This window comes from Noviherbaspirillum sp. ST9, from assembly GCF_048799745.1.
Lineage (GTDB): Bacteria > Pseudomonadota > Gammaproteobacteria > Burkholderiales > Burkholderiaceae_D > Noviherbaspirillum.
In genome coordinates this window covers 204,192-229,637 of sequence record NZ_JBLWFR010000007.1, presented here as the reverse complement: position 1 = coordinate 229,637, position 25,446 = coordinate 204,192, and the positions used below count along the sequence as shown (strand labels likewise).

Sequence of the window (25,446 nt, the reverse complement as noted above, 5' to 3'; positions counted from 1 at the left end):
TTGATAAAATAGCGTTTTCGTCAGGGCTTGATTGACTCTGCAAAGCCCAAACCGCCTATTTTACCGCCTCTGCACTTATTCCTGACATGAGTTCCACATCCAACGTATCCCTTTCTTACCGCGACGCCGGTGTCGACATCGATGCGGGCGACGCCCTGGTCGAAGCGATCAAGCCCTTTGCCAAACGTACGATGCGCGAAGGCGTGCTGGGCGGTATCGGCGGATTCGGCGCCCTGTTCGAAATCAGTAAAAAGTACAAGGAGCCGGTCCTGGTGTCCGGTACCGACGGCGTGGGCACCAAGCTGAAGCTGGCTTTCCACCTCAAGAAGCACGACACGGTCGGTATCGACCTGGTCGCGATGAGCGTGAACGACATCCTGGTGCAGGGCGCCGAGCCGCTGTTCTTCCTTGACTATTTCGCCTGCGGCAAGCTCGATGTGCCGTCCGCGACCGATGTCATCAAGGGCATCGCCAAGGGCTGTGAACTGTCCGGCTGCGCACTGATCGGCGGCGAAACCGCTGAAATGCCGAGCATGTACCCGGACGGCGAATACGACCTGGCCGGCTTCGCGGTCGGCGCAGTCGAGAAGTCGAAGATCATCGACGGCAGCAAGATTGTCCCCGGCGACGTGGTGCTGGGCCTGGCATCGTCCGGCGCGCACTCCAACGGCTATTCCCTGGTCCGCAAGATCATCGAGGTCGCCAAGCCGGACCTGAACGCAGACTTCCATGGCCGCCGCCTTGCCGACGTGATCATGGAACCGACCCACATCTATGTGAAACCGCTGCTGGCCCTGATGGAAAAGATCGAGGTCAAGGGCATGGCGCACATCACTGGCGGCGGTCTGGTCGAAAACGTGCCGCGCGTGCTGCGCGAGAACCTGACGGCCGTCCTGCATCGCGATGCCTGGACCATGCCGCCGCTGTTCACCTGGCTGCAACAGCATGGCGGCGTCGCCGACGCCGAGATGCACCGCGTATTCAACTGCGGCATCGGCATGGTCGTGATCGTGTCGAAGGAAAACGCCGACGCGGCAATCGCACAGCTGAAGGCTGCCGGCGAAAACGTCTCGCGCATCGGTGAAATCCGCGAGCGCCAAGGTGAAGAGGCGCAAACGATCGTGCTGTAAAACGATCGCTGAATAAAAAAACGGCTGCAGATCCTGCAGCCGTTTTTGTTTGTGCGGGCCGTTTAGTGCTGCTTGCTTGCGCTGTCCTGCTCCGCAAGCGTCTGCAAGGGGGCGGGATGCGGATTCGCGTTCGCCAAGCTGTGCGGCGGTTGCACGCGCACCGGCTGGCTGTGTGTGTTGGAGGTCGACAGCGCCATCGCAGTCTCCTCGGGGGAAGCATTCCACACCGGATCGGCTATGCCTTCGAACACGCTTTTGAGCTGCTGTCCCCAGGTGCTGCGGATCATTTGGAAATACTGGTTTTTTTCATCGATTGTGACGAAGCGCGTGACTGACAGCGCGTCCTGCTCGTAGATCAGGAGGTCGAGTGGGAATCCGACCGATATATTTGAACGCAGCGTCGAATCCATCGAGATCAGCGCGCATTTCGCCGCTTCGTTCAGCGGTGTCGCCGGGGAGATGACACGGTCGATGATCGGCTTGCCGTACTTGGCTTCGCCGATCTGGAAATAGGTGTTCTCGTTGTGCGCTTCGATGAAATTGCCGGCGGCATAGATCTGGAACAGGCGGCAGCGCTCCCCCTGGATCTGCCCGCCAAAAATGATGCTGACATTGAAATCGATGCCGAATTCGCGCAAGGTATGGGCATCTCGTTCGTAGACGGTGCGTACGGCTTCACCGACGATCTGCGCGGCCTCATACATGGACGTCGCCGTCCAGACCGACTTGCCGACGCTGGTGGTCCGCTCCGCGATGATCTGGCGGATGGACTGCGAGATCGACAGGTTCCCAGCCGTCATGAGGACCATCATGCGGTCGCCAGGGTTCTCGAAAACCGTCATCTTCCTGAAGGTACCCACCTGGTCGACGCCGGCATTGGTGCGGGAGTCGGACAGGAAGACCAGCCCCGAATCGAGGCGCATGGCGACGCAATAAGTCATGATCGCAAAAGCAGGGTGCAAAAAAGGAATTCTACAGGACGAAACCCGGCGGACGGCCCGTTTTACGGCCCGCAGTGTCGTGAAAAGACCGCAGGGAAAGAGAGGGGGCGATCAGGAGTTCGTTGGTGAAACGTCAACGCGGACGCTCAGCGATTCGAACCCGCCGCCGTGCCGCACGCCCCGCACGGGCGCCGCCGAATCATAGTCGCGGCCGATCGCCAGCCTGCAGTAGGCGTCTCCGGCGAAGCATGCGTGGGTAACATCGATGCTGACCCAGCCCGAAAAATCCACTTCCTCCACCCAGACATCGACCCAGGCATGGCTGGCCCCATGTTCGGTCTCGCCCGGATCGATGTAGCCGGAGACGTAGCGTGCGGGAATGCCGTGCACGTGGCAACAGGAAAGGAACAGGTGCGCGTGGTCCTGGCAAACACCTTGGCCGAGGCGCAGGGCATCGGCAGCCGATGTCGTGACTTCAGTCGCTCCTGTCCGGTAATCGACCGATCCTCGGATTGCTTCCGCTAGCGCGAGCAGGGCTGCGCTGCGTGCGCCGGCCTTCACGTGCTGCGTCGCGAACGCCACAATGCCGTCGTCCGGCTGCGTCAAGCGCGTCGGTACGGTGAACACCAGCGGCGACAGGATATGGTTGCCCGGAAGCCGTCCGCGGTCGAGCGGGTCTACCGAAACCGTGCCGCCAGCGAGAATCCGGACCTCGTCGTGCAAACCGGTGATGGTGAGCATGTGTCCGATATTGCCAAAGGCGTCGATGAACGCATTGCGTCGACCAGTGGTCTGGATTTCCCATGTGCGGACCTGCTGGTGCGGATCCGGACGCGGCGAGAGCCGCAGCTGCTGGATCGTGTAGGTCAGCGCAGCCGTGTAGTGATAAACGGTCTCGTGGCGGATCGACAGCAGCATGGTCATGCAGTCAGTGGCACCAGGAAATCGCGGCTGATGCGATTGCCGATTTCAAAGATGCGTTCGAGGAACTGCGACAGGTAGTCGTGCAGTCCCGCGCTGAGGATTTCATCGATCTTGCTGTACTTCAGTTCCGCATGCAGCTTGCCGACAAAGCGCTCGGTATCTGTCGACGCGTCGTTGCGCACTTGCGCCAGGTTGATCGTTACCTCGTCCATGCAGGCCAGCAGCGAGCGCGGCATGTCGGCGCGCAGCATCAGCAGTTCGGCCACGCGTTCCGGCGTAATCACATCGCGATAAACCTTGCGGTAGATTTCGAAACCGGACACGGAGCGCAGGATTGCCGCCCAGTAGTAAAAGTCGTGCTGCGCTTCGTCGTCCGCGGCATGATCGGCGAATACGCTCTTGTCTGCGCCATGGAATTTCACATCCAGGATGCGCGCCGTATTGTCGGCGCGTTCAAGGAAGGTGCCGAGGCGGATGAAGTGGAAGGCTTCGTCCTTCAGCATCGTGCCAATGGTCACGCCCCGCGACAGGTGCGAGCGATATTTCACCCATTCGAAAAACTGGCTCGGGTCTTCCGCGAGGATCCTGCTGCGCAGCTTGTTCTGCAGTTCGAGCCAGGTGGCATTGTGCGTTTCCCAGACCTCCGTGGTCAGGGTGCCGCGCACGGCCCGGGCGTTTTCGCGTGCCTGATGGAGACAGGATGCAATCGAAGACGGGTTATCCGGATCGCGCACCATGAAGTCGAGGACGTCCTTGGCCGTCATCAAGCCGTACTTGTCGTCGAAGGCGCCGAGCAGTTCGGATATCCCGAGCATGGCGCGCCAGCCCTGTTCTGCCGCGTGGGCGGATTGCGGCAGCAAGGCTGTCTGGACGTTGACGTCCAGCATGCGGGCCGTGTTTTCGGCGCGCTCGGTGTAGCGCGCCATCCAGAAGAGGTGGTCTGCGGTGCGGCTGAGCATCTTATTTCTCCAGTACCCAAGTATCTTTCGTTCCGCCACCTTGTGACGAATTGACGACCAGCGAGCCTTCCTTCAGAGCCACGCGCGTCAACCCTCCCTTGACCATGGAAATGGTCTTGCCCGACAGTACAAAAGGGCGAAGGTCGATGTGGCGCGGCGCGATACCGGATTCCACAAATGTCGGGCAGGCGGACAGTGCCAGCGTCGGTTGCGCGATGTAGCCCTCCGGCTTGGCAATCACGCGCTGGCGGAATGCCTCGATCTCGTCGCGCGTTGATGCCGGTCCGACCAGCATGCCGTAGCCGCCCGCGCCGTGCACTTCCTTGACCACCAGCTGGGGCAGGTTGGCGAGCGTATATTCCAGGTCTTCCTTCTTGCGGCACTGATAGGTGGGCACGTTGTTGAGGATCGGCTCTTCCGACAAATAGAAGCGAATCATGTCGGGTACGAACGGATAGATCGACTTGTCGTCGGCGACGCCGGTGCCGATCGCATTGGCCAGCGTGACCCGGCCCGCGCGGTAGACCGATAGCAGTCCCGGCACGCCCAGCGAGGAATCGGCGCGGAACGCCAGCGGATCGAGGAAGTCGTCATCGATGCGCCGGTAAATCACGTCCACGCGCTTCGGCCCGCGCGTCGTGCGCATGTAGACCGCATTGTCGTTGACGAAGAGATCCTGCCCCTCGACCAGTTCCACTCCCATCTGCTGCGCCAGGAAGGCGTGTTCGAAATAGGCCGAGTTGTACATGCCGGGCGTCATGACGACGACTGTGGGATCGGTCACGCCAACCGGTGCGACAGAGCGCAGGTTGTCGAGCAGCATGTCCGGGTAGTGGGCGACAGGCGCGATCTTGTGCCGCGAGAACAGGTCCGGGAACAACCGCATCATCATCTTGCGGTCTTCCAGCATGTAGGACACACCCGACGGCACGCGCAGGTTGTCCTCCAGCACGTAGAACTCGCCTTGGCCGGCGCGGACGATATCGACGCCGGCGATATGCGCATAAATGTCGGAGGCGACCGAGATGCCCTGCATTTCCGGACGGTATTGCGCGTTCCTGAAGATCTGCTCGGCGGGGATCACGCCTGCCTTCACGATGTTCTGGTCGTGGTAGATATCGTGGATGAACATGTTCAGCGTTTTCACGCGCTGCACGAGGCCGGCTTCCAGCTGCGCCCATTCGGCGGCAGGGATAATGCGCGGAATGATGTCGAACGGGATCAGGCGCTCTGTCCCCGCGTCGTTGCCGTACACGGCGAATGTAATACCTACCCTGCGGAAGATCAGGTCAGCCTCGGCGCGCTTTCTCGCAATGACGTCCGGTGGCTGTCCCTGCAGCCAGTTGTCGAACTTCCGGTAGTGCGCGCGCACCGCGGGTTCGTCTGAAACCATCTCGTTGAAAAAGTTTGGCATGGCGTCCTGTCTCGGCAGTCGATAGGCGGTAACGCGCCCTTATGATTAGACCAAGAGTAACAAGAAACGTGCCAGAGGGCACGTGCCGCTTAGGGGATGCGAATATGATCCGTCAGGGCGTTGATGCGTGGCTCCGGCTTTCGGGTCAGCAGGCTCACCACAATGATGGCAAGGAATCCCGCAGGCACGCCGAACACGCCGGCCGAGATGGGCGCAATGCCGAACCACTGGTTCGCGGGCGATCCGCCGAGCGCCGGATAGGTTCGCAGCATGTAGTACATGCAGATGCCGAGCCCGACCACCATTCCGGCAATTGCACCTTGTTGGTTCGCCCGCTTCCAAAAGACGCCCAAAACGAGGGCGGCGAACAGGGCCGACGACGCCAGTGAGAAGGCCGCGCCGACCATCGACAGGATATCGCCCGGTTTGAGGGACGCCGCATAGGCGGCAACCAGCGCAACGACGAGCAGCAGCAGCTTGGAGATCGTCACCCGTTTCTGGGTTGAGGCCTTGGGGTCGACCGTCTTGTAATACACATCGTGCGAGAGGGCATTGGAAATCGTCAGCAGCAGGCCGTCCGCGGTCGAAAGCGCAGCGGCCAGGCCGCCTGCCGCGATCAGGCCCGATATCACGTAGGGCAACCCGGCGATTTCGGGCGTCGCCAGCACCACAATGTCGCCGTCCATCACGATTTCGGCGAGCTGGACCACGTTGTCCTTGTTCATGTCGGTGATCGACACGAGGGGATTGATCTTGTCCACGCTGGCCCAGTACGACACCCACGACGGCATTTTCGAAAAGTCTGTTCCCAGCAGCGAGGTATAAATGTCGTACTTGACGAGGACTGCCAATGCCGGAACCGTCGTATAGAGCAGCATGATGAACAGCAGCGCCCAGAAGACCGATCGTCGCGTTTCCGCTACCGAGGGCGTGGTATAGAAGCGGACCAGTATGTGCGGCAGGGCGGCGGTTCCCATCATGAGGCACAGCACCAGCGCCATGAAGTTATTGCGTTTCGTGTCGGAGGCCTCGGGCGTCTTCCCCGGGAATGGGGTCGTGTGCGCGACCACCGGCTCTGCCCGGGCAAGGTTGAAGGCGCGCGCTTCGCTCCATTTTCGGTGTGCTTCGTCGACGTCTTTCGGGTAGGAGGCGAGGGCGCGCGTGGCCGCCTTGATTTCGATGAGCGAGGCGTTGGTCCGCTTGAGGTCTTCCACATGACGCTGCATCTCCACAAGGCCGTTTTCCCATGACGAGGGCAGGGCAGCAATCTTGAACGCGTAATCATTCGCGCGTTCCTTGAAGATCGCACGGACTTGCTGTTCCATCGGATCGTCATTGATTTCCTTCTCGCGCTCGCTCAGCTTGGCGAGCGCGGAGCCATAGGCGACTTGCGGCACCGGGACGCCGGTATGCTTTACCGAAAGCCAGACGACAGGAATCATGTACGCGATCAGCATGATGATGTACTGGGCGACCTGGGTCCAGGTGATGGCGCGCATGCCGCCGAGGAAGGAACACACCAGGATGCTCGCCAGTCCCAGGAAAATCCCGACCGAAAACTCGACACCCGTAAAGCGCGAAGTGATCAGCCCCACGCCGTAGATCTGCGCGACCACGTAGGTGAACGACACCAGGACGGTAAACGCGACCGCGATGATCCGCACCGGTGTGCTGCCCCATGGCCCGGAGAAACGCGCGGCCAGGAAGTCGGGAATGGTGTAGTGCCCGAACTTGTTGATGTACGGCGCAACGAGCAGCGCGACGAGGCAGTAGCCGCCCGTCCAGCCCAGGATGTAGGCGAGGCCGTCGAATCCGAGCACGTACAGTCCGCCCGCCAGGCTGATGAAGCTGGCAGCGGACATCCAGTCCGCGGCGGTGGCCATGCCGTTGAACATGGCCGGCACGCGCCGTCCGGCGACGTAGTATTCGGACACGTCGGAGGTGCGGCTGATGACACCGATCCCCGCGTACACGACGATGGTCGAGAAGATGAAGATGTACCCGATCCAGGCGCGCGGAAAGCCTTCCTTCTCCAGGATCGCCAGCGCGAGCAGGAAGATGATGAATCCGATCGTATACCAGCTGTAATAGCGGACCAGTCGGCGGAAAAAGGCGTCATTGGACATCGGTGGTCTCGCTATTCAGCAACTTGTCCAGCTTGCGCATGTGGAGGGCATACACGGCCAGGATCGCCAGGTAAAGCAGGGTCAGGCCTTGTGCAGCCATGTAAAACGAGAACGGCCAGCCGAATACCGTGAAGTCGGTCAGCTCGCGCGCGAAGTAGATGATGCCGAAGGTCGAGCTGAGCCATAGCGCGATCAGCACGCAGGTAAACTGGCGCACCTTGCTCCAGTAGAGATTGCGGTTGTGCGCGTTCTTGTCGTCCATCAGCCGATATCCTCGATGAAATCGGGGCGCTGCTCCATGTGCATGGTGACGCGGAACAGGCAGCCCGGAAACTTCGGATCGTGACTGTGTGGATTGTTGAAGATGTCCACCGTCGCCCCGTGCTGCTGCGCGATCTCGCGCACGATCGACAGCCCCAGTCCGCTGCCTTCGGCGTTGCTTCCAAGGATGCGGTAAAAGCGCTCGAAGACATGCGAGCGTTCCGACGGCGGAATGCCAGGGCCTGTATCTTCAATCTCCAGGATCGCCTGTTCCTCGACGGCGTTTGCCCGCACCCGCACGGTCACGCTGCCCCCCTCCGGCGTATAACGCAGCGCATTGTCGATCAGGTTGCTCAACAGTTCGCGCAACATGACCGGATTACCCTGCACCATGATCGGATGGCCCGGCTGCTCAAAGCCGAGGTCGATGCGATGCGTGAACGAGGGCTGTACCCAGTCCTGTACGACGTTACGCGCCAGTTCCGACAGCTCGAGCGGCACGAGCGGTTTCGTTGCTGGCGTCTGGTTCTCTGCGCGCGCAAGCGCGAGCAGCTGGTTGACAAGTCGCGTTGCCGATTCCGAGCTTTTCGACAACTGCTCGAGCGAGCGATGCATTTCATCCAGATTGGTCTCGCGCAGCGCCAATTCTGATTGCATGCGCATGCCGGCCAACGGCGTCTTCATCTGGTGCGCCGCATCCGCAATGAATCGCTTCTGCATTTCGATACTCTGCGACAGCCGGCCGAGCATGTCGTTGAACGAGCGCACCAGGGGCGAGATCTCCTCCGGCACCTGGCCGGATTCGATGGGGCTGAGGTCGTCGGGACGGCGCGCGCGAATGCGCTGCTGCAGCTCCGCCAGGGGCGACAGGCCGCGTGACAGGGCGAACCAGACCAGTGCCAGGGCCACGGGAAGAATGATGAACTGCGGAAGGATCACGCCCTTGATGATTTCATTGGCGAGCTGGGCGCGCTTGTCCAAGGTTTCGGCAACCTGCACCAGCGTGGTTGTGCCACGTTCGGTTTCGCGTGCGCCGCGGCGCGGACGAAGCTCGGCGTACACGTAAGCCACGCGCACTTCTGTGCCGCGCATCGTATCGTTCCTGAAACGCACCGAACCCGATGGCTGCTTTTCCTCGTCCGGCGGCGGCGGCGGCAGGTCGGCATCGCCATCAACAAATTCACCGCTTGGGCCGAGAACCTGAAAATAGACATTGTCGACGTCATCGGCGCGCAGGATGTCGCGTGCGGAATTGGTGAGCTGGGCGTTGGCCCTGCCATTGACTTCCTTCACCTGCTGGGACAGCACGATCACGCGGTCGTCCAGTGCGCGGTCAAAGGGATGGTTGGCAATCGACTTCGCGACCAGGTAGGTGATCGCAATGCTCATCGGCCAGAGCAGCAGCAGGGGCACCAGCATCCAGTCGAGGATCTCGCCGAACAGCGAACGCTGGATGCGCTCTTCAGGCTGGAGGGCGACAAAATCGCTGGACTTCCCGCGCCGGGAAGCGTCAGTCGAGGCGGAAACGCCCGCATCCGGACGGTGGGCGTCACTCATGGAGGAATGTCAGCCGGCAGTCGGGGTGCTCTGTGCGCCCGCAGCCGGCTCGGAGAACTTTTCAAGGCAATATCCCAGGCCGCGCACAGTGGCAATGCGCACACCACCCACCTCGATCTTCTTGCGCAGGCGGTGGACATACACCTCGATGGCGTTATTGCTGACTTCCTCGCCCCATTCGCACAGGTGGTCAACCAGCTGCTCCTTCGACACCAGGCGCCCGGTACGCTGCAAAAGGACTTCCAGCAGGCCCAGCTCCCGCGCAGACAGGTCAAGCATCTGGTCGTTCATATAAGCGATACGCCCCACCTGGTCGTAGGACAGGGGGCCGTGCTTGATGACGGTCGGTCCTCCACCGGCGCCACGCCGGGTGAGGGCGCGCACCCGCGCTTCCAGTTCGGACAGCGCAAACGGTTTGGCCATGAAATCGTCGGCGCCCAGGTCCAGTCCCTTGACGCGCTGTTCAATGGAGTCGCCGGCAGTCAGGATCAGCACCGGCAGGCGCGAATTTCGCGCACGCAGGCGGCGCAACACCTCCAGGCCGGGCATTTTCGGCAAACCGAGGTCGAGGATCAGCAAGTCGAAATCCTGTGTCGACAGTGCGGAGTCCGCTTCAAGGCCGTTCTTGACGCAGTCCGTGGCATATCCCGACTGGCGCAGCGAGCGCGTCAGTCCATCGGCTAGTACACTGTCGTCTTCAGCGAGCAAAATACGCATGGTTGGCACTCTGCAATCAGATGTAAAGTAGTCTATTGCTTTTCATTAATAGCAGCAAGGCAAAGCAAGTACCGACTTCAAAAACCGGCGTCTCTCCTCATCCTAATCAAGTTTTCCCGATATTTAAAATTCCCGCTTGCGCACGCCACTGTTTTTTTATACAGTATGGCCTGTGACGTTAATCGTGGCTCGCCGCTCAAGGGGTGGCGAACTAGTTAATACCCAACCGTCGAAAGAATACAGTTATGGACGACAAGAAAGCTGCGCAAAACCCGGAAAAGGCAAAGGCACTGGCCGCCGCACTGGCGCAAATCGAGAAGCAGTTCGGCAAGGGCTCCGTCATGCGCATGGCCGACGGTGCTGTGGCGGAAGAGGTTCAGGTCGTTTCGACCGGCTCGCTGGGCCTAGATATTGCCTTGGGCGTCGGCGGCTTGCCGCGCGGCCGCGTTGTTGAAATTTACGGTCCGGAGTCGTCCGGTAAGACTACGCTGACCCTGCAAGCCATTGCAGAAATGCAGAAACTGGGCGGCACCTGCGCCTTTATCGACGCCGAACACGCACTGGACGTCGTGTATGCACAGAAGCTGGGCGTCAATTTGCAGGAACTGCTGATTTCGCAACCCGATACAGGGGAGCAGGCGCTCGAAATCTGCGACGCACTCGTGCGCTCCGGCAGCGTCGACCTGGTTGTGGTCGACTCCGTCGCCGCACTGACCCCGAAGGCTGAAATCGAAGGCGACATGGGCGATTCCCTCCCAGGTCTCCAGGCGCGCCTCATGTCGCAGGCGCTGCGCAAGCTGACCGGCAGCATCAATCGCACCAACACCTTGGTCATCTTCATCAACCAGATCCGCATGAAGATCGGCGTCATGTTCGGCAATCCGGAAACGACGACCGGTGGCAATGCGCTCAAATTCTACGCATCTGTGCGTCTAGACATTCGCCGTACCGGCTCCATCAAGTCTGGCGACGAAGTAATCGGCAACGAAACAAAGGTCAAGGTCGTGAAAAACAAGGTTGCGCCCCCATTTAGGGAAGCGCATTTCGACATCCTCTACGGGGAAGGCACTTCGCGTGAAGGCGAAATCCTCGACCTGGGTTCCGAAGCCAAGATCGTTGAAAAATCCGGTGCATGGTACAGCTACAACGGCGAGCGTATCGGCCAGGGCAAAGACAACGCACGCAACTACCTGAAGGAGCATCCAGAACTGGCGCGCGAGATCGAGAACAAGGTCCGCGCAGCGCTGGGCGTGCCGGAACTGCCGCCCCTCGTGGCAGAAGCTGAATAAGAAAGGGCAGCTCCTTTCATCCTGAATACTTCACGTGAGGGAGCCCGCGCTGCTGGAACACCATGGCAAAATTGCAAATGAGTCTAAAGGCGCGGGCTCTGAAGTATTTATCCGCTCGTGAACACAGCCGGCTTGAGTTGGGACGCAAGTTGGCGCGCTATGCTCAGGAAGGCGACGACGTCGAAGCGTTGCTCGATTCGCTGGAGGCAGCAAAATTCCTGTCCCAATCCCGCTTCTCCGAATCGCTGGTTAACCGTCGCGCTGCACGCTTCGGAAACAGCCGTATCCTTTCCGAGTTGCAGTCTCACGGCATCGACGGCGAGGCGCTCCAGGACATCAAGGGCAGTTTGCTTGACGACGAAGCGGCGCGCGCCAAAGAAGTCTGGCGCAAAAAATTCGGCCACCTGCCCGAAGACGCCGCCGATCGCGCCAAACAGATGCGATTTTTGCAACAGCGCGGCTTTTCCTCTGCAGCTATTCGATCGGCAATGAAGCCTGCTGACGATGACGCCTGATATCTCCCGACCCAAGCAGGCTTTTTTCTTCCACAACGATTGCAGTATTCGCACATGCCTGTGCGAATGCCAGCAGCGCGTAGCGGCCTTTCCGTGGCAAAAACATCATCATGGTTTTAGCCTTGTGCCTGTGCTAAACTTTCGAGGTTTTTGCAGCGCCGCATGAGCGGCTGTTGTCGTAGAAACTGCGACAACGACACGCAATTGCGGCATTTCTTTTGGCCGCTTCACTGGCATTGGTCGTTATGCCCTTATCTCAGCCGTCAACCCGCCGAGCGTTAAAACACACGCGCGCAATCCAGCTCGAAGCGTTCGCTCGCGACGACGGCTTGTGGGACATTGACGCGCATATAACAGATATAAAGACCCGTGATACCACACTTGCTTCCGGCATCCGCCCGGCAGGACAACCGGTACACGACCTCTGGCTCCGCATTACCGTAGACACCGCGTTGACCATCGTCGACGCCGAAGCTGTCTCTGACGCTGTTCCTTATCCAAATTACTGCGACACCGTCGGGCCCGACTACAAAAAGCTGATCGGGCTAAATCTCCTCAAGGGATTCCGCGATGGTGTCAGGCAGCGCCTTTCCGGCATCAACGGCTGCACCCACATCACCGAATTGGCCGCAGTCCTTCCGACCGCGACCATCCAGGCATTTGCCGGCGAAGTGCTGGATACGCGCGACGGCGCGAGCACCGACGAGCAAAGCCACAAACCATTTCAACTCGACCGCTGCCACGCCTTGCGTTCTGACGGGGAAGCAGTCGCCAAGTTCTATCCGCGCTGGGCGGTCAAGCCGTTGGCAGTCTCCGAATCCAGTTAATTTCAACCATTTTGTTTGTTAATAAGCGTCTGAAGGGAAGCTCGCATGAAAATCCATGAGTATCAGGGCAAAGAAATCCTCCGCAAGTTCGGAGTGACGGTTCCGCGCGGTATCCCGTGCTTTTCCGTTGAAGAAGCGGTCAAGGCGGCCGAGACTCTTGGAGGCCCGGTGTGGGTCGTCAAGGCTCAGATCCACGCCGGCGGTCGCGGCAAGGGCGGCGGTGTGAAGGTTGCCAAGTCGCTCGACCAGGTGAAGGAATACTCGCACGCCATCATGGGCATGCAACTGGTCACCCACCAGACCGGCCCGGAAGGCCAGAAGGTCAACCGTCTGCTGATCGAAGAAGGCGCCGACATCAAGAAGGAACTGTATGTCTCGATGGTTACCGACCGTCTGAGCCAGCGCGTCGTGCTGATGGCCTCCAGCGAAGGCGGCATGGATATCGAAGAAGTCGCAGAAAAGCATCCCGAGCTGATCCACAAAGTTGAAATCGATCCGGCAACCGGCCTGACTGATGCCGACGCAGATTCGATCGCTGCCAAGATCGGCGTTCCGGCCGGCTCCATCGCCGACGCACGCAAGCAACTGCAAGGCCTGTACAAGGCATACTGGGAAACCGACGCTTCCCTGGCTGAAATCAACCCGCTGATCCTGACCGGCGACGGCAAGGTCATCGCTCTGGACGCCAAGTTCAACTTTGACTCCAATGCGCTGTTCCGCCATCCGGAAATCGTCGCGATGCGTGACCTGGACGAAGAAGATCCGGCTGAAATCGAAGCCTCCAAGTTCGACCTCGCCTACATCTCCCTCGACGGCAACATCGGCTGCCTCGTGAACGGCGCCGGCCTGGCGATGGCAACCATGGACACCATCAAGCTGTTCGGCGGCGAGCCGGCCAACTTCCTCGACGTGGGCGGCGGTGCCACCACCGAGAAAGTGACCGAAGCCTTCAAGCTGATGCTGAAGAACCCCAACCTGAAAGCCATCCTGGTCAACATCTTCGGCGGCATCATGCGCTGCGACGTCATCGCCGAAGGCGTGATCGCCGCTTCCAAGGCAGTGTCGCTGAGCGTGCCGCTCGTCGTCCGCATGAAGGGCACCAACGAAGACCTGGGCAAGAAGATGCTGGCCGAATCCGGCCTGCCGATCATCGCGGCTGACACGATGGAAGAAGCAGCACAGAAGGTCGTCGCTGCAGCCGGTAAATAATCGCTAAGGGAATTACAAATGTCGATTCTGATCAATAAAGACACCAAAGTCATCACGCAAGGCATCACCGGCAAGACCGGCCAGTTCCACACGCGCGGCTGCCGCGACTACGCCAACGGCAAGAACTGCTTCGTCGCCGGCGTGAACCCGAAGAAGGCAGGCGAGGACTTCGAAGGCATTCCGATTTTCGCCAACGTCAAGGAAGCCAAGGAACAGACCGGCGCCACCGTGTCCGTGATCTACGTGCCGCCCGCAGGCGCGGCAGCTGCGATCTGGGAAGCCGTCGAAGCCGAACTCGACCTGGCCATCTGCATCACCGAAGGCATCCCGGTCCGTGACATGCTGGAAGTCAAGGACAAGATGAAGAAGGCTGGCAGCAAAACCCTGCTGCTCGGACCGAACTGCCCGGGCCTGATTACGCCGGACGAAATCAAGATCGGCATCATGCCGGGTCACATCCACAAGAAGGGCCGCATCGGCGTCGTGTCGCGTTCCGGCACGCTGACCTATGAAGCTGTGGCGCAGCTGACCGCGCTCGGCCTGGGCCAGTCGTCCGCAGTCGGTATCGGCGGTGACCCGATCAACGGTCTGAAGCACATCGACGTGATGAAGGCGTTCAACGACGATCCCGACACCGATGCAGTGATCATGATCGGTGAGATCGGCGGTCCGGACGAAGCCAATGCAGCTTACTGGATCAAGGACAACATGAAGAAGCCGGTGGTCGGCTTCATCGCTGGCGTCACCGCTCCTCCGGGCAAGCGCATGGGCCACGCTGGCGCACTGATCTCCGGCGGCGCCGACACGGCACAAGCCAAGCTGGAAATCATGGAATCCTGCGGCATCAAGGTCACCAAGAATCCGTCCGAGATGGCGCGTCTCCTGAAAGCGATGCTCTAAATCAAGTGTTGCTGAAGTAGTACAGGCGTAAGATACGGGGAGCTTCGGCTCCCCGTTTCATTTTCAGCCACCTGGGCACGCGACATGGATCTCCTGCTGAGCATCAACTGGGTCGCCGTCGGTCAGATCATCCTGATCGACATCCTGCTTGGCGGGGACAACGCAATTGTGATTGCACTAGCGTGCAGAAACCTCCCGCCGAAGCTTCGCAAACGTGGCATCCTGCTCGGGACGTTCGGCGCGATTGCCATTCGCGTTGTCCTGATTGCTTTTGCGGTTACGCTGCTTCAGGTGCCTTACCTGAAGCTGCTCGGCGGCGCCTTGCTCTTCTGGATCGGCATCAAGCTCATGCTGGAAGATGATGAGGGCGGGCATGGTGAAATTCCGGCAAGCGACCGGCTTTTCTCGGCGGTCAAAACCATCATCGTTGCCGACCTGGTCATGAGCATCGACAACGTCATTGCCGTCGCCGGGGCGGCGGAACACGCCGGAGGCGAGCATCGCATGCTTCTTGTGGTGTTCGGTATTCTGATCAGCATTCCGATCATTATCTGGGGCAGCACCATCGTACTGAAGCTCATGGAACGCTTCCCTGTGATCGTCACGCTCGGCGCGGCACTGCTTGGCTATATTGCCGGCGGCATGGCTGTTGCTGACAGCGCGCTCAGTTCCTGGCTGAATGCAGACGTACCATCGTTTGAAATAATCATCCCGGGCCTGGGCATTCATTTCAATGCGATTGGCCTGCTTGCGGCGGCACTGGTCGTGTGCACCGGCAAGGCGGCAATGAAGCGACGCAAACGTATCAAAGCGTAATTCCAGCAAGGGCTTCAACGGTGTCCTTCACATCGATCCCTGGCAGCCGCGGCCACGTATAATTGTCGACATGGCAAACAGGCTCCATCTTGAAATCGCCGGTTCGACAGATACCGGATTGGTGCGGTCGCAAAATGAAGATGCGATCGTGCTCGAACCCGCGCGTGGTTTTGTAGTGCTGGCGGACGGCATGGGGGGCTACAATGCGGGCGAGGTCGCGAGCAGCATGGCGACGACCGTCACGCGAGATCACCTCGTTCATGCAATCAGTGCACCGGGGGATGGCGGAGATGAGCACCCGCTTCCCAGTCGCCAATTGCACGAACTGATGGTAAGCGCGATCCGCGCAGCAAACACCGCCGTATTCGAGGCGGCGCTTGCTGAGCCGGAATACCATGGCATGGGAACCACGATCATCGCTGCGGTCTTCGGACAGGAGAAAATCACCATCGCACACGTCGGCGATTCGCGCGGATACCGGTTTCGAAACAACGAGTTGAGCAAGGTGACCCGTGACCATTCCCTGCTTCAGGAACAGATTGACGCCGGGCTGATCGACGCCGCAATGGCGCGTTTTTCCCAAAGCAAGAATCTCGTCACGCGCGCCATTGGCGTCGGTGTGGACGTCGAAGTCGAAATCCACGACCACCAACTCCAGCCCGGAGACCTCTACCTCCTCTGTTCGGATGGGCTTTCGGACATGCTGTCCGATGAAGAAATCGCCGGCATCCTGGCAAACAAACAGGATTCACTTGAAGCCTCATGCCAGGCACTGATCAAGCGCGCCAATGATAACGGCGGGTTCGACAATATTTCTGTCGTGCTTGCACGGATACGCTCTACTGGCGTGGAGGCGAGCGGAATCCTTGGGCGCATTCTAAGTTGGGTAAGCTGAATGAAAACGGAGCGCCCCTGAGGATTGGAATGGCAAAGATTATCCTAATGTCTGGTGAAAAGCCGCTTCGGGAAATACCGCTCTCCAAGGCGCGAATGATGATCGGGCGACGACCGCACAACGACATCGTGATCGACGACCTGGCGATCAGCGGCGAGCATGCGGTCATCGTATTGACGGACCAGGACGCGTTTCTTGAGGACCTTAACAGCACCAACGGCACAAAGGTCAACGGCCAGCCAGTAAAGAAACATTACCTGCAGCACGCGGACTGCATTGAGTTGGCCTCATATCGGCTCCATTACATCTTGGGACACGCCGACTCGTTGAACTCGCCGGCCGTCGGACCGTGCGCAAGGCTGAGGGTGTTGAGTGGCGCCAAGACGGGGCGAGAAATCGTGATCAACAAGGCAATTACCACGATCGGCACGCCGGACTCGCATGGCGTCATCCTCTGGCGCGCTGACGGATATTACCTGGCACATGTCGAGGGCAGCCAGCACCCGGAGATAAATGGCGCAAAGGTCGGGAGCGAGCCTTGTAAACTAAAAAATGGCGACATGATTGACATGTCAGGCGACCGGGTGGAGTTTCTAGTTATATAAGCTGTGCGATGGTACGACCTGCGTTTTTCGGACAAGCTGACAAATTCTGTCCTCGACGTAGCAAAACTTTGTATTCTTGCTGACAAAATTGGTCACTTCTCCTTCATTTGCCGCCTCCCGCTTCACAAAAAGTGTCGATTTTGACGGGATTTCCGACTGGCACACTCTTTGCTGAAAGGAAAGCATGGCAGGCGTTCTGCCTACTTTCCAAAGGGAGAAACACATGAAATCCATGAAGATCGTGCAACGCGCACAAGCAGGCTTTACCCTGATCGAACTGATGATCGTTGTGGCAATTATCGGTATTCTGGCCGCAGTCGCGCTGCCCGCATATCAGGATTACACCAAGAAGTCGCGCTTCGCCGAAGTACAAGGCTTGGCAGAATCGCTCAAGAAGGACGTAGCGGCTTGCGGCTCGGATAATACTGCGGCTCCCGGCACCTTTACGGGTTGCAGCAACGGCGCGCTTGGCATTCCGCCCGCACCGACGGCAACGACCAACACTGCATCTCTGGCTGTTGTGAACGGCGTCATCACTGGCACCGCAACGGCAGCGGCTGATGGCATTACTACCATCCTGACTCCGGCATTCCAAGCTGGCGGTTCCGGCGTGATCGAGTGGACCAACTCCGGTTCCTGCATCGCCAAGGGTTGGTGCAAGGCTCGCTAATATCTGATGTGGGGCTAGTCCCCATCTCTGGAAACACCCCGATTCTGAATATGAACCGGGGTGTTTTTACATGTAGTGGCTTGATTTGACAGATTACCTTGAAGTAGGGACTTTCCCCAATACGGCTACCTTTCCGGTTCCTGTGCTCCCATCGACAAGTCGAAAGACGGTTAACGTTCTTGAAAAATGCGCGCATCCATGAATCGATTCAAAGCTTCTCTGCTCCATCTGTTCGGTAGTGTTTGTGTTGTTTTGCTCGTTTTCTTACTTGTACGGCTCGTCTGGTATCCGGGCAGGTTTTTTGAGGCAGCGAGCGGCACTGAACTGATGCTGATTCTTACCCTTGTTGACGTTGTACTTGGTCCGCTTGTGACCTTGATTATTTTTTCTCCTGCCAAACCCTCCCTCAAATTCGACCTGACTGTGGTCGTGGTCGTACAGGTCGGATTCCTGATGTACGGACTTTGGTCGATCTATTCGGCACGTCCCGTATATATACCGTTTGACGAGGATCGCTTCTACCTGGTGACAGCGAATGAAATCGATCCAGAGGATATGAAAAAGGCAAAAAATCCGGCATTCCAGTCATTTCCACACTTCGGGCCGACAATCGTCGGGACGGCTCTCCCGGATGCCCCGGACATGCGGGAAAAGATCAAGGTCGGTGGAATGGTTGGCATGGGTATTCAGGTACTGCCACAGTACTACGTGCCATATGGGCAGGCAGCGGCAAGTGTCAAGGCAGCGGCGGTGCGGGCCAGGGAACTGAAGGGCGAAATCATTACGTCCGACGAGGATATCGCCCGATTGTCTGATTACGAAGCGAAGAAGCGAGAAGGTGGGAGGGCTGTACGCTTCGTGAGATTGGTATCTAAAAAAGTCATGTTGTACGTGGCAATCGATGAAATGACCGGTGCAGTCGTGGAGATACTGTAGCGTCTATCTTCCTGTTCTTGCCGGAGCATCTGCGAATCAGGCGTGCCAATCGCCTGATTTTCCGCCGCGCTTCTCCTGTACACGTACGTCGGTCATGACCATCCCACGGTCAACTGCTTTGCACATGTCGTAAATCGTGAGCAGACCAACCTGGACCGCCGTCAGCGCTTCCATTTCCACACCTGTTTTTCCGAACGTTTCGACCTGAGCCGTGCAGCGGACGCTGGATTGTGCGCGGTCGATCGTGAAGTCGACAGTAACACGCGTCAAGGCAAGCGGGTGGCACAAGGGGATCAAATCGCTGGTTCGCTTCGCCGCCATGATCGCCGCGACACGCGCAATGCCGATTACATCTCCCTTCTTTGCAGTGCCAGACTGGATGATCGCGAGTGTTTCCGGCTTCATGCTGATCTTGCCGCTCGCTACTGCGACCCGGTGTGTCTCGGATTTCGCACCGACATCAACCATATGCGCCTGGCCATCCGCGTCGAAATGCGTCAGCCCCTGGTTGTCGGATGAAGATGCCGTGTTGTCGTGTTGACTGCTCATGGGAAATGAAAAAGGATGATTCTTGATTGATCAATGGGTGCGGGTATCATAGCATCGTGAAATCCAAATTTTCCCTCTCGTTATCGAAACCGACTCGTCGCGTCGCACGACTGGCTGTAGTCGTTCCTCTCATGGTTGCAGTCGGCGGCCCATTTCTGCCGCCAGCCACAGCCCAAACCCTCCCCAACCTCGGCGACACCGAGCGCGCCGAGCTTTCCCCCCTCGTCGAACGCAAACTCGGCGAACAGATCATGCGCGACATTCGCCGCGACCGTGACTATCTCGATGATGCGCCCACTACCGAGTACCTGAACAATTTCGGCAACAGCCTTCTCGCCGTTCGTCCCGAAGCGCGTGGCGAGACCAGTTACGATTATTTCTTCTTCGCGGTGCGCGATCCGATGCTGAACGCCTTCGCCTTGCCGGGCGGGTTCATTGGCGTGCATTCCGCCCTCATGCTCGCAGCGCAGAATGAATCTGAACTCGCCTCCGTGCTGGCACATGAAATCGGCCACGTCGCACAGCGGCATATCGCGCGCATGATCGGACAGCAGCGGCAGGATTCGCTCATCCCGCTTGCAGCGGCGGTCCTCGCGGCGCTGGCGGCGCGCGGGAGCCCGGATACGTCTGCGGCGCTGCTCATGGGCGGGCAGGGCGTCGCCCTGCAGCGGCAACTGAACTTCAGCCGCGACGCCGAACGCGAGGCGGATCGCATTGGCTTGCAGATCCTGAAGGAGGCGGGCTTCGACACGACAGGCATGATTGCCTTCTTCGGCCGTATGCAGACCGCGACCCGCGGCTATAACGATACCGCTCCAGCCTACCTGCGCTCGCATCCGTTGACGACCGAGCGTATTGCCGACATTCAGGCGCGGACGCGCGACCAGCGCTACCGGCAGCGCGCCGACAGCCTCGATTTCCATCTTGTCCGCGCCCGTTTGCGCGTATTGCAGGATCCGACGGCGCAGGGATTGCGTGATGCGACGGTGGCCTTCGATACGCAAATGCAGCAGAAGACGCGACCGCAGCTCGTTTCGGCGCTCTACGGCAAGGCGTTCGTTGCACTTCGCCAAGGAGCCTTCGTGAGAGCGCAATCTCTGCTTCAGGAGACGCTGGCCGCCGCGCAGGGACCGACAGCACCGGTGCAAAGTGCCGTGCTCACCAGCCTCTCGATCGATATCAAGCTTGCCGCCAACCAAGCGGCGGAAGCACTGAAGGAGGCCGAGGGCGCGCGCCAGAAATTCCCGCTTTCCCGCGGCATTGCACGCCAGTACGCGGAAGCATTAATTGCGGTCGGAAGGCTGGATGACGCGGTCGGTTACTTGCGGGACCAGGCACAGCTATACAGGCAGGAACCGAAGCTGTACGAGCAGCTGGCGAAGGCCTACGCCGCACAAGGAAAACAGGCATTGCAGCACCTGGCCCTGGCGGAATCGTACGCGCTGCTGGGCAGCGTGCCGACGGCTATCGAACAGCTCGGCATCGCCCGCCGTTCTCCCGATGCATCGTTCTATGACCAAGCGATGATCGATGCGCGTGAGCGCGAATTCAAGGCGCGCTGGATGGAGGAGATGAAGGACGGGCAGCGGGAGCGCTGACCATTCAGGTTGCGTCCGGCTGCGGAATGCGGGTAAAGCCGAACTGTTGGGGGATGTTGTCCCATGCCAGCCGTGTGACCGGGTAGTGCTTGTCGGCGAATTCCAGCGTTACCTTTACGTCGCTCGACGGCTCGCCAAGCCATGCGAGAAGCCGCTCGTCATCCGAAGGGCCGCCATTGATGTGAATTCGAGCCAGGCATTGCGCCATGTCCCTGTCATCTACCTGCGCGATCCTGTCGCCGCTTTGGAGGAGCAACAGTCCGCTTTCCGTCATCCACGCGCCGTCAATCGACTCCAGCGCATCCCCCGTATGCAGGATAAAGCCGTGCGCAGGATCGGTACGTGCGATGAAGGGGGTGGCCTCGAGACTGACATAGACGCGTTGCGGGCCGTTCTGGAAGTACCAGCGTCCCTGGGCGTCGGAAAGGTAATTGCGGTTGATGAAGCCGAGCAGTGCAGCGTTGTTGATCCTGTCGCCGGCCAATTTGAGATGCTGCGCGCGTTCGTCGCGCATCCGCCAGTTTCCGCGCGCGTCTAGCGCCAGCCAGCCGTAACAGTGCGGCACGTTCGGCCACTTTGCCATTGCCTGTTTGACGATCTCATCCATGGTTCAACCCGTTGCGCCATCAAGAAAACCAATGATACGCCTCGGCAGCCAGTCGAGGCGGCCGGGAAGGGCGCCGATGGCGAAGCCGACGTGTCCGCCGTGCTCGGGATAATCCAACGTGACGTGTCGCGACGCCCTTGTTGGCAAGTGATGCGCCGGCAGGAAGGGATCGTTCTTCGCATTCAGCACCAGGGTGGGCACGGCGATGTCCGGAAGCACGTGCTTGGCGCTGGCGCGATTCCAGTAATCATCCGTGTCGCGGTACCCATGCAAGGGCGCGGTGACGACGTTGTCGAATTCGTAGAGGTCGCGTGCGCCGAGCATACGCTCCCGGTCGAACAGACCGGGGAATTGATCGAGCTTGCTCAGGCATTTCGGCTTGAGCGTTTGCAGGAACAAGCGTGTGTACACCATGTTGAAGCCACGAGACAGTGCAGCGCCACCACCGGCCAGGTCGAGGGGGGCGGATACGGCACAGGCTGCATCGACGATGGATGCCTGGTGTTGCGATTCGCCGAGCCAGCGGAGCAGGGCGTTTCCGCCCAGTGATACACCGCTTGCGAAAAACTTCGCGGCAGGCTCCCGCTTTCTCCAGTCCGCTGCGAGGCGGCGGACGATCCAGTCGACTTCCTGTGCGTCCCCCGAATGGTAGAAACGCGGCGCGTGATTGAGCTCGCCGGAGCATCCGCGAAAATGCGGCACTGCGCCTGACCAGCCGAGTGTGGCAATGTACGCCATCAGGGCCCGCGCATAGTGGCTGTCCGACGAGCCTTCGAGCCCATGGAACAGGACGAGGAAAGGCCGACCGGGCTGGCCGTCGACGAAATCAATATCGATGAAATCTTCGTCGGGCGAGCGCCAGCGTTCGCGGCGATAGGTCACCTGTGGCCTGGCGATGCACTTCGCCGGAAAAATCGTCTGAAGGTGCCCGCCGGGCAGCCACGGAGGCGCTGCGTACTGCATGTGGTCTTAGTGCAAGAGTGCCGCGACCGAAGTGGCTACCGGTGCTTCTCCGGGAACGACCGAGGCATGATGGGTAGCAATGCGCCAGCCGCGCGGTGTTTTCATGAAGACATTCGTCGCGAGAATATGGATGTCCGGCTGTCGCGATGTGGTCCGATGTACTTCCTCGATGATGTTGTGCACCGAAGTCATCATGTTCTGCGTAACGTGCAGCTGAACCGGCCGGATCTGCACGCCGCCTTGCTCGAAAATCTGTTCCCATGATGCACGGATCGATGCGTGTCCTACGAGGCGTGGTGCTCCCGGGTGGATGCAAACTACGTCCTCTTCGTCAGCCCAGAGGGACATGACGGCCTCGACGTCGGCATTGCTGATTGCCTCATAGAACGCGGCTTCCGTTTCTTCGGGTGTTTCGAAAATCCTGTTTGGCTTGGGCATGGTATGCCGCCGCTCCTTTCCATGCAGAACATTGCTCTGCGCTTCGTATTATCGTCGGCGCGATTGGACAAGACAGTATAGAACAATGTCCCCCTCCGAAAAGCCGACGGCCCGGTTCATTGCTGAAACCGGGCCGTCGCGAGGAGCCGTGCCGGGGTGTCAGTGTCCCTTGACGACCGTTCCCGGCTTCAATTTGTACACCGTACCGCAATACGGGCATTTGCCTTCGCCGTGATGATCCACGGGAATGTAGACGCGCGGATGCGTAGACCAGATCGGCATTTGCGGATTCGGGCAGTATGCCGGCAGGTCCTTGCCGTCAAGTTCGACGTAGCTCATGACTTGCTTCGTTTGGTTCATGGGATTTTCCGTGAGTGATTAAACCAGGGTGAGCCAGTGCTGGTACTGCGGCGCCTTGCCGGCGACCACGTCGAAGAACAGCGTCTGCAGTTTTTCGGTGATCGGACCGCGCTTGCCTTCGCCGATCTGGCGGTTGTCGAGTTCGCGGATCGGCGTGATCTCGGCGGCGGTGCCGGTGAAGAAGGCTTCGTCGCAGCAGTACACTTCGTCGCGCGTGATGCGCTTTTCGATGACAGGGATGCCGAGGTCGCGTGCCATCGTCAGCACCGCATCGCGGGTGATGCCGTCGAGGCAGGAAGCGAGGTCGGGCGTATAGATCTTGCCGTTCTTGATGACGAAGACGTTTTCGCCGGAGCCTTCAGAGACATAGCCTTCCGTATCGAGCAGCAGTGCTTCGTCGTAGCCGTCAGCCAGCGCTTCCTGATTGGCCAGGATGGAGTTGATGTAGTAGCCGCAGGCCTTGGCGCGCACGAGCGAGACGTTGACATGGTGGCGCGTGAAGGACGAGGTCTTGACGCGGATGCCCTTGGCAAGGCCGTCTTCGCCGAGGTAAGCGCCCCACGGCCATGCAGCGACGGCGACGTGGATCGTGTTGCCCTTGGCGGAAATGCCCAGCTTCTCGGAGCCGATCCAGACCAGCGGACGCAGGTAGCAGGATTCGAGCTTGTTTTCGCGGACGACGGTGCGCTGTGCTTCCATCAGCGTTTCGAGGTCGAACGGAATGTTCAGCTGGAAGATCTTGGCCGAATTGAACAGGCGCTGCGTGTGTTCCTTGAGGCGGAAGATCGCGGTGCCCTTGTCGGTCTTGTAGGCGCGCACGCCTTCGAACACGCCCATGCCGTAGTGGAGCGTATGGGTCAGCACGTGGACGGTCGCATCGCGCCAGTCAATCAGTTCACCATCTTTCCAGATCTTTCCGTCGCGGTCGGCCATGGACATAGCGTGCTCTCCCAAATCGTTGCAAAACCTCGATTTTAGCGCACTCCAACGGGGGTGAAAATTCATCTGTAGAATGTGGCATCGGCATTTCTGCCTCTGTCACGACAGCCGCGCGCAACCGCACGCACGGCTGTTATCAATTGAACACGACAGTGCCACGAGCACTGCGCGGTTCCCGATTCCGGAACTATGAGCAATACACAAGCAAGCATGGCGCCCGAGACCTCGGTCGATCTCGAAAAGCGCGCCTATCGCGAGGGCTTCAGGGCCTGCGCGCCGACCATGCTGGGCATCGGCGCCTGGGGCATGGTGACCGGGATGGCCATGGTGAAAACCGGGTTGACCCTCTGGCAGGCGCTGGGGATGACCTTCCTTGTATTCGCCGGCTCCGCGCAGCTCGCCGCGCTGCCGCTGATCGCCGCCAATGCGCCGGTATGGGTGGTCTTCCTGACGGCGCTGGTCGTCAATCTGCGTTTCGTCATCTTCGCCGCCGCCATTGCGCCGCACTTCGCGCACCTGCCTTGGTACAGGCGGCTCTGGCATGGCTATTTCAACGCCGACATCACGATGGCGCTGTTCCCGCGCCGTTTCCCCGCCGAGACAGTGCACCAGACAGAAGGGAAGGTTTCCTTTTTCAATGGCATTGGCTATCCCAACTGGTGTGCGTGGCAAGCGGGTTCGGTCATCGGCATCCTGCTCGCCAGCCAGATTCCGGAAAGCTGGGGTATCGGTTTCGCCGGAACGCTTGCCCTGCTGGCAATTACGATCCCGCTGACCATCAATTCGGCCGCGCTGGTCGGCGTCATCGTCGCCAGCATCGTCGCGATTGCGGCAACGTCCCTGCCGTACCGCCTTGGTCTGCTGCTCGCCGTCATTGTCGGCATGACGGCGGCGATGGTGGTCGATACTTATCTCGACAAGAAGGAAAAGGCATGAGTGCAGGAGATGTTTGGTTGACGATTGTCCTGTTGACTGTCGCCACGATTGTGACGAGATGTTCGTTCTTCCTGCTGGGACATGCGGTCAAATTGCCGCCAAAAGTACAGCATGCGTTGCGCTATGCGCCGGCCGCCGCTTTGGCTGCCATCGTTGCACCCGACCTCGTCATGGCGAATGGTGCGCTGCAACTCACCTGGGCGAACCCCAAGCTGCTCGCCGGGATCGGCGCCGCCGCGTTTTTCCTGACCACGCGCCACCTTCTCGGAACCATCGTTGCCGGCATGGCTCTCTATAGTTTGCTGCGAGTCATGTTATAGGCCAAAAACGGTTTTTTGGCGGAATGCGGTGCGGTAAAATAGCGG

At 59.5% G+C, this 25,446-nt stretch carries 28 protein-coding genes; 14 read left to right on the top strand and 14 right to left on the bottom strand.

Going from position 1 to position 25,446, the window contains the following annotated elements; genetic code table 11:
• The first annotated feature begins 86 nt into the window (after window positions 1-86).
• A complete protein-coding gene (purM, locus tag ACNOHI_RS17705) occupies window positions 87-1,130 on the top strand; it encodes a phosphoribosylformylglycinamidine cyclo-ligase (protein ID WP_420476001.1) in 1,044 nt (347 codons plus the stop codon).
• 62 nt (window positions 1,131-1,192) lie between these two features.
• Here the strand turns inward: purM and ACNOHI_RS17700 are convergent, their stop codons facing one another.
• From ACNOHI_RS17700 to ACNOHI_RS17665, 8 genes are all read right to left on the bottom strand, one after another.
• A complete protein-coding gene (locus ACNOHI_RS17700) occupies window positions 1,193-2,071 on the bottom strand; it encodes a peptidase (protein ID WP_420476000.1) in 879 nt (292 codons plus the stop codon).
• Between the two features lie 111 nt (window positions 2,072-2,182).
• Window positions 2,183-2,989 (bottom strand): transglutaminase family protein, encoded by an 807-nt coding sequence (locus ACNOHI_RS17695; protein ID WP_420476178.1) that lies wholly within the window; start codon window positions 2,987-2,989, stop codon window positions 2,183-2,185.
• A 2-nt stretch (window positions 2,990-2,991) separates the two neighbouring features.
• The gene (locus ACNOHI_RS17690) at window positions 2,992-3,954 is read right to left on the bottom strand and encodes an alpha-E domain-containing protein (protein WP_420475999.1); all 963 of its coding nucleotides are present in this window, start codon (window positions 3,952-3,954) and stop codon (window positions 2,992-2,994) included.
• 1 nt (window position 3,955) lies between these two features.
• The gene (locus ACNOHI_RS17685) at window positions 3,956-5,368 is read right to left on the bottom strand and encodes a circularly permuted type 2 ATP-grasp protein (RefSeq protein WP_420475998.1); all 1,413 of its coding nucleotides are present in this window, start codon (window positions 5,366-5,368) and stop codon (window positions 3,956-3,958) included.
• 89 nt (window positions 5,369-5,457) lie between these two features.
• Complete coding sequence (locus tag ACNOHI_RS17680) at window positions 5,458-7,494, bottom strand: sodium:solute symporter family protein (RefSeq protein WP_420475997.1); 2,037 nt, start codon at window positions 7,492-7,494, stop codon at window positions 5,458-5,460.
• Window positions 7,484-7,756: a DUF4212 domain-containing protein gene (locus ACNOHI_RS17675; RefSeq protein ID WP_420475996.1), complete on the bottom strand. Its 273-nt coding sequence runs from the start codon at window positions 7,754-7,756 to the stop codon at window positions 7,484-7,486. Before ACNOHI_RS17675 ends, ACNOHI_RS17680 begins: the two co-directional genes overlap by 11 nt.
• Window positions 7,756-9,312: a sensor histidine kinase N-terminal domain-containing protein gene (locus ACNOHI_RS17670; RefSeq protein ID WP_420475995.1), complete on the bottom strand. Its 1,557-nt coding sequence runs from the start codon at window positions 9,310-9,312 to the stop codon at window positions 7,756-7,758. The genes ACNOHI_RS17675 and ACNOHI_RS17670 overlap by 1 nt, the downstream gene beginning before the upstream one ends.
• Window positions 9,313-9,321: 9 nt before the next feature.
• Window positions 9,322-10,029 carry a response regulator gene (locus tag ACNOHI_RS17665; protein WP_420475994.1) on the bottom strand — a complete coding sequence of 236 codons (708 nt, stop codon included), beginning with the start codon at window positions 10,027-10,029 and terminating at the stop codon, window positions 9,322-9,324.
• Between the two features lie 245 nt (window positions 10,030-10,274).
• Here ACNOHI_RS17665 and recA point away from each other — a divergent pair, with 245 nt between their 5' ends.
• The 10 genes from recA to tfpZ all read left to right on the top strand — a co-directional run bounded on the left by recA (window position 10,275) and on the right by tfpZ (window position 18,691).
• Window positions 10,275-11,318 (top strand): recombinase RecA, encoded by a 1,044-nt coding sequence (gene recA / locus ACNOHI_RS17660; protein ID WP_420475993.1) that lies wholly within the window; start codon window positions 10,275-10,277, stop codon window positions 11,316-11,318.
• A gap of 62 nt (window positions 11,319-11,380) precedes the next feature.
• On the top strand, window positions 11,381-11,833 hold the full coding sequence (gene recX / locus ACNOHI_RS17655; RefSeq protein WP_420475992.1) for a recombination regulator RecX: 453 nt from the start codon (window positions 11,381-11,383) through the stop codon (window positions 11,831-11,833).
• Window positions 11,834-12,078: 245 nt separating this feature from the next.
• On the top strand, window positions 12,079-12,660 hold the full coding sequence (locus ACNOHI_RS17650) for a DUF2889 domain-containing protein (protein ID WP_420476177.1): 582 nt from the start codon (window positions 12,079-12,081) through the stop codon (window positions 12,658-12,660).
• A 45-nt stretch (window positions 12,661-12,705) separates the two neighbouring features.
• Entirely contained in the window at window positions 12,706-13,869 is a 1,164-nt protein-coding gene (sucC, locus tag ACNOHI_RS17645) for an ADP-forming succinate--CoA ligase subunit beta (protein ID WP_420475991.1), read from the top strand.
• A gap of 18 nt (window positions 13,870-13,887) precedes the next feature.
• A complete protein-coding gene (sucD, locus tag ACNOHI_RS17640) occupies window positions 13,888-14,769 on the top strand; it encodes a succinate--CoA ligase subunit alpha (RefSeq protein ID WP_420475990.1) in 882 nt (293 codons plus the stop codon).
• 84 nt (window positions 14,770-14,853) lie between these two features.
• On the top strand, window positions 14,854-15,585 hold the full coding sequence (locus ACNOHI_RS17635) for a TerC family protein (protein WP_420475989.1): 732 nt from the start codon (window positions 14,854-14,856) through the stop codon (window positions 15,583-15,585).
• A gap of 70 nt (window positions 15,586-15,655) precedes the next feature.
• The gene (locus tag ACNOHI_RS17630; protein ID WP_420475988.1) at window positions 15,656-16,480 is read left to right on the top strand and encodes a Stp1/IreP family PP2C-type Ser/Thr phosphatase; all 825 of its coding nucleotides are present in this window, start codon (window positions 15,656-15,658) and stop codon (window positions 16,478-16,480) included.
• 29 nt (window positions 16,481-16,509) lie between these two features.
• The gene (locus ACNOHI_RS17625) at window positions 16,510-17,085 is read left to right on the top strand and encodes an FHA domain-containing protein (RefSeq protein WP_420475987.1); all 576 of its coding nucleotides are present in this window, start codon (window positions 16,510-16,512) and stop codon (window positions 17,083-17,085) included.
• A 232-nt stretch (window positions 17,086-17,317) separates the two neighbouring features.
• A complete protein-coding gene (locus ACNOHI_RS17620; RefSeq protein WP_420476176.1) occupies window positions 17,318-17,755 on the top strand; it encodes a pilin in 438 nt (145 codons plus the stop codon).
• 198 nt (window positions 17,756-17,953) lie between these two features.
• Window positions 17,954-18,691 (top strand): TfpX/TfpZ family type IV pilin accessory protein, encoded by a 738-nt coding sequence (gene tfpZ / locus ACNOHI_RS17615; protein ID WP_420475986.1) that lies wholly within the window; start codon window positions 17,954-17,956, stop codon window positions 18,689-18,691.
• 36 nt (window positions 18,692-18,727) lie between these two features.
• Here the strand turns inward: tfpZ and moaC are convergent, their stop codons facing one another.
• The gene (moaC, locus tag ACNOHI_RS17610) at window positions 18,728-19,240 is read right to left on the bottom strand and encodes a cyclic pyranopterin monophosphate synthase MoaC (RefSeq protein ID WP_420475985.1); all 513 of its coding nucleotides are present in this window, start codon (window positions 19,238-19,240) and stop codon (window positions 18,728-18,730) included.
• A 131-nt stretch (window positions 19,241-19,371) separates the two neighbouring features.
• On the opposite strand from moaC, the gene ACNOHI_RS17605 reads away from it, so the two are divergent.
• A complete protein-coding gene (locus ACNOHI_RS17605; RefSeq protein WP_420476175.1) occupies window positions 19,372-20,838 on the top strand; it encodes a M48 family metalloprotease in 1,467 nt (488 codons plus the stop codon).
• 4 nt (window positions 20,839-20,842) lie between these two features.
• On the opposite strand, the gene ACNOHI_RS17600 is transcribed toward ACNOHI_RS17605, so the two are convergent.
• The 5 genes from ACNOHI_RS17600 to ACNOHI_RS17580 form a co-directional block, all read right to left on the bottom strand.
• Entirely contained in the window at window positions 20,843-21,445 is a 603-nt protein-coding gene (locus ACNOHI_RS17600) for a DUF2946 family protein (RefSeq protein ID WP_420475984.1), read from the bottom strand.
• A 3-nt stretch (window positions 21,446-21,448) separates the two neighbouring features.
• Window positions 21,449-22,408, bottom strand: a complete 960-nt coding sequence (locus ACNOHI_RS17595; RefSeq protein WP_420475983.1) for a YheT family hydrolase — start codon at window positions 22,406-22,408, stop codon at window positions 21,449-21,451.
• Window positions 22,409-22,414: 6 nt separating this feature from the next.
• Window positions 22,415-22,846, bottom strand: a complete 432-nt coding sequence (locus tag ACNOHI_RS17590) for a YybH family protein (protein ID WP_420475982.1) — start codon at window positions 22,844-22,846, stop codon at window positions 22,415-22,417.
• Window positions 22,847-23,005: 159 nt separating this feature from the next.
• On the bottom strand, window positions 23,006-23,206 hold the full coding sequence (locus ACNOHI_RS17585; RefSeq protein ID WP_420475981.1) for a zinc-finger domain-containing protein: 201 nt from the start codon (window positions 23,204-23,206) through the stop codon (window positions 23,006-23,008).
• Window positions 23,207-23,224: 18 nt separating this feature from the next.
• Window positions 23,225-24,145 (bottom strand): branched-chain amino acid transaminase, encoded by a 921-nt coding sequence (locus ACNOHI_RS17580; RefSeq protein WP_420475980.1) that lies wholly within the window; start codon window positions 24,143-24,145, stop codon window positions 23,225-23,227.
• A 189-nt stretch (window positions 24,146-24,334) separates the two neighbouring features.
• Here ACNOHI_RS17580 and ACNOHI_RS17575 point away from each other — a divergent pair, with 189 nt between their 5' ends.
• Window positions 24,335-25,081, top strand: coding sequence for an AzlC family ABC transporter permease (locus ACNOHI_RS17575; RefSeq protein WP_420475979.1), 747 nt, complete (start codon window positions 24,335-24,337; stop codon window positions 25,079-25,081).
• Entirely contained in the window at window positions 25,078-25,401 is a 324-nt protein-coding gene (locus ACNOHI_RS17570; protein ID WP_420475978.1) for an AzlD domain-containing protein, read from the top strand. Before ACNOHI_RS17575 ends, ACNOHI_RS17570 begins: the two co-directional genes overlap by 4 nt.
• The last annotated feature ends 45 nt before the right edge of the window (window positions 25,402-25,446 follow it).

Excerpts from the sequence above, each read along its gene's own strand:
- purM (WP_420476001.1), top strand. The coding sequence starts at position 87 with ATGAGTTCCACATCCAACGTATCCCTTTCTTACCGCGACGCCGGTGTC.
- ACNOHI_RS17700 (WP_420476000.1), bottom strand. The coding sequence starts at position 2,071 with ATGACTTATTGCGTCGCCATGCGCCTCGATTCGGGGCTGGTCTTCCTG.
- ACNOHI_RS17695 (WP_420476178.1), bottom strand. The coding sequence starts at position 2,989 with ATGCTGCTGTCGATCCGCCACGAGACCGTTTATCACTACACGGCTGCG.
- ACNOHI_RS17690 (WP_420475999.1), bottom strand. The coding sequence starts at position 3,954 with ATGCTCAGCCGCACCGCAGACCACCTCTTCTGGATGGCGCGCTACACC.
- ACNOHI_RS17685 (WP_420475998.1), bottom strand. The coding sequence starts at position 5,368 with ATGCCAAACTTTTTCAACGAGATGGTTTCAGACGAACCCGCGGTGCGC.
- ACNOHI_RS17680 (WP_420475997.1), bottom strand. The coding sequence starts at position 7,494 with ATGTCCAATGACGCCTTTTTCCGCCGACTGGTCCGCTATTACAGCTGG.
- ACNOHI_RS17675 (WP_420475996.1), bottom strand. The coding sequence starts at position 7,756 with ATGGACGACAAGAACGCGCACAACCGCAATCTCTACTGGAGCAAGGTG.
- ACNOHI_RS17670 (WP_420475995.1), bottom strand. The coding sequence starts at position 9,312 with ATGAGTGACGCCCACCGTCCGGATGCGGGCGTTTCCGCCTCGACTGAC.
- ACNOHI_RS17665 (WP_420475994.1), bottom strand. The coding sequence starts at position 10,029 with ATGCGTATTTTGCTCGCTGAAGACGACAGTGTACTAGCCGATGGACTG.
- recA (WP_420475993.1), top strand. The coding sequence starts at position 10,275 with ATGGACGACAAGAAAGCTGCGCAAAACCCGGAAAAGGCAAAGGCACTG.
- recX (WP_420475992.1), top strand. The coding sequence starts at position 11,381 with ATGGCAAAATTGCAAATGAGTCTAAAGGCGCGGGCTCTGAAGTATTTA.
- ACNOHI_RS17650 (WP_420476177.1), top strand. The coding sequence starts at position 12,079 with ATGCCCTTATCTCAGCCGTCAACCCGCCGAGCGTTAAAACACACGCGC.
- sucC (WP_420475991.1), top strand. The coding sequence starts at position 12,706 with ATGAAAATCCATGAGTATCAGGGCAAAGAAATCCTCCGCAAGTTCGGA.
- sucD (WP_420475990.1), top strand. The coding sequence starts at position 13,888 with ATGTCGATTCTGATCAATAAAGACACCAAAGTCATCACGCAAGGCATC.
- ACNOHI_RS17635 (WP_420475989.1), top strand. The coding sequence starts at position 14,854 with ATGGATCTCCTGCTGAGCATCAACTGGGTCGCCGTCGGTCAGATCATC.
- ACNOHI_RS17630 (WP_420475988.1), top strand. The coding sequence starts at position 15,656 with ATGGCAAACAGGCTCCATCTTGAAATCGCCGGTTCGACAGATACCGGA.
- ACNOHI_RS17625 (WP_420475987.1), top strand. The coding sequence starts at position 16,510 with ATGGCAAAGATTATCCTAATGTCTGGTGAAAAGCCGCTTCGGGAAATA.
- ACNOHI_RS17620 (WP_420476176.1), top strand. The coding sequence starts at position 17,318 with ATGAAGATCGTGCAACGCGCACAAGCAGGCTTTACCCTGATCGAACTG.
- tfpZ (WP_420475986.1), top strand. The coding sequence starts at position 17,954 with ATGAATCGATTCAAAGCTTCTCTGCTCCATCTGTTCGGTAGTGTTTGT.
- moaC (WP_420475985.1), bottom strand. The coding sequence starts at position 19,240 with ATGAGCAGTCAACACGACAACACGGCATCTTCATCCGACAACCAGGGG.
- ACNOHI_RS17605 (WP_420476175.1), top strand. The coding sequence starts at position 19,372 with ATGGTTGCAGTCGGCGGCCCATTTCTGCCGCCAGCCACAGCCCAAACC.
- ACNOHI_RS17600 (WP_420475984.1), bottom strand. The coding sequence starts at position 21,445 with ATGGATGAGATCGTCAAACAGGCAATGGCAAAGTGGCCGAACGTGCCG.
- ACNOHI_RS17595 (WP_420475983.1), bottom strand. The coding sequence starts at position 22,408 with ATGCAGTACGCAGCGCCTCCGTGGCTGCCCGGCGGGCACCTTCAGACG.
- ACNOHI_RS17590 (WP_420475982.1), bottom strand. The coding sequence starts at position 22,846 with ATGCCCAAGCCAAACAGGATTTTCGAAACACCCGAAGAAACGGAAGCC.
- ACNOHI_RS17585 (WP_420475981.1), bottom strand. The coding sequence starts at position 23,206 with ATGAACCAAACGAAGCAAGTCATGAGCTACGTCGAACTTGACGGCAAG.
- ACNOHI_RS17580 (WP_420475980.1), bottom strand. The coding sequence starts at position 24,145 with ATGTCCATGGCCGACCGCGACGGAAAGATCTGGAAAGATGGTGAACTG.
- ACNOHI_RS17575 (WP_420475979.1), top strand. The coding sequence starts at position 24,335 with ATGAGCAATACACAAGCAAGCATGGCGCCCGAGACCTCGGTCGATCTC.
- ACNOHI_RS17570 (WP_420475978.1), top strand. The coding sequence starts at position 25,078 with ATGAGTGCAGGAGATGTTTGGTTGACGATTGTCCTGTTGACTGTCGCC.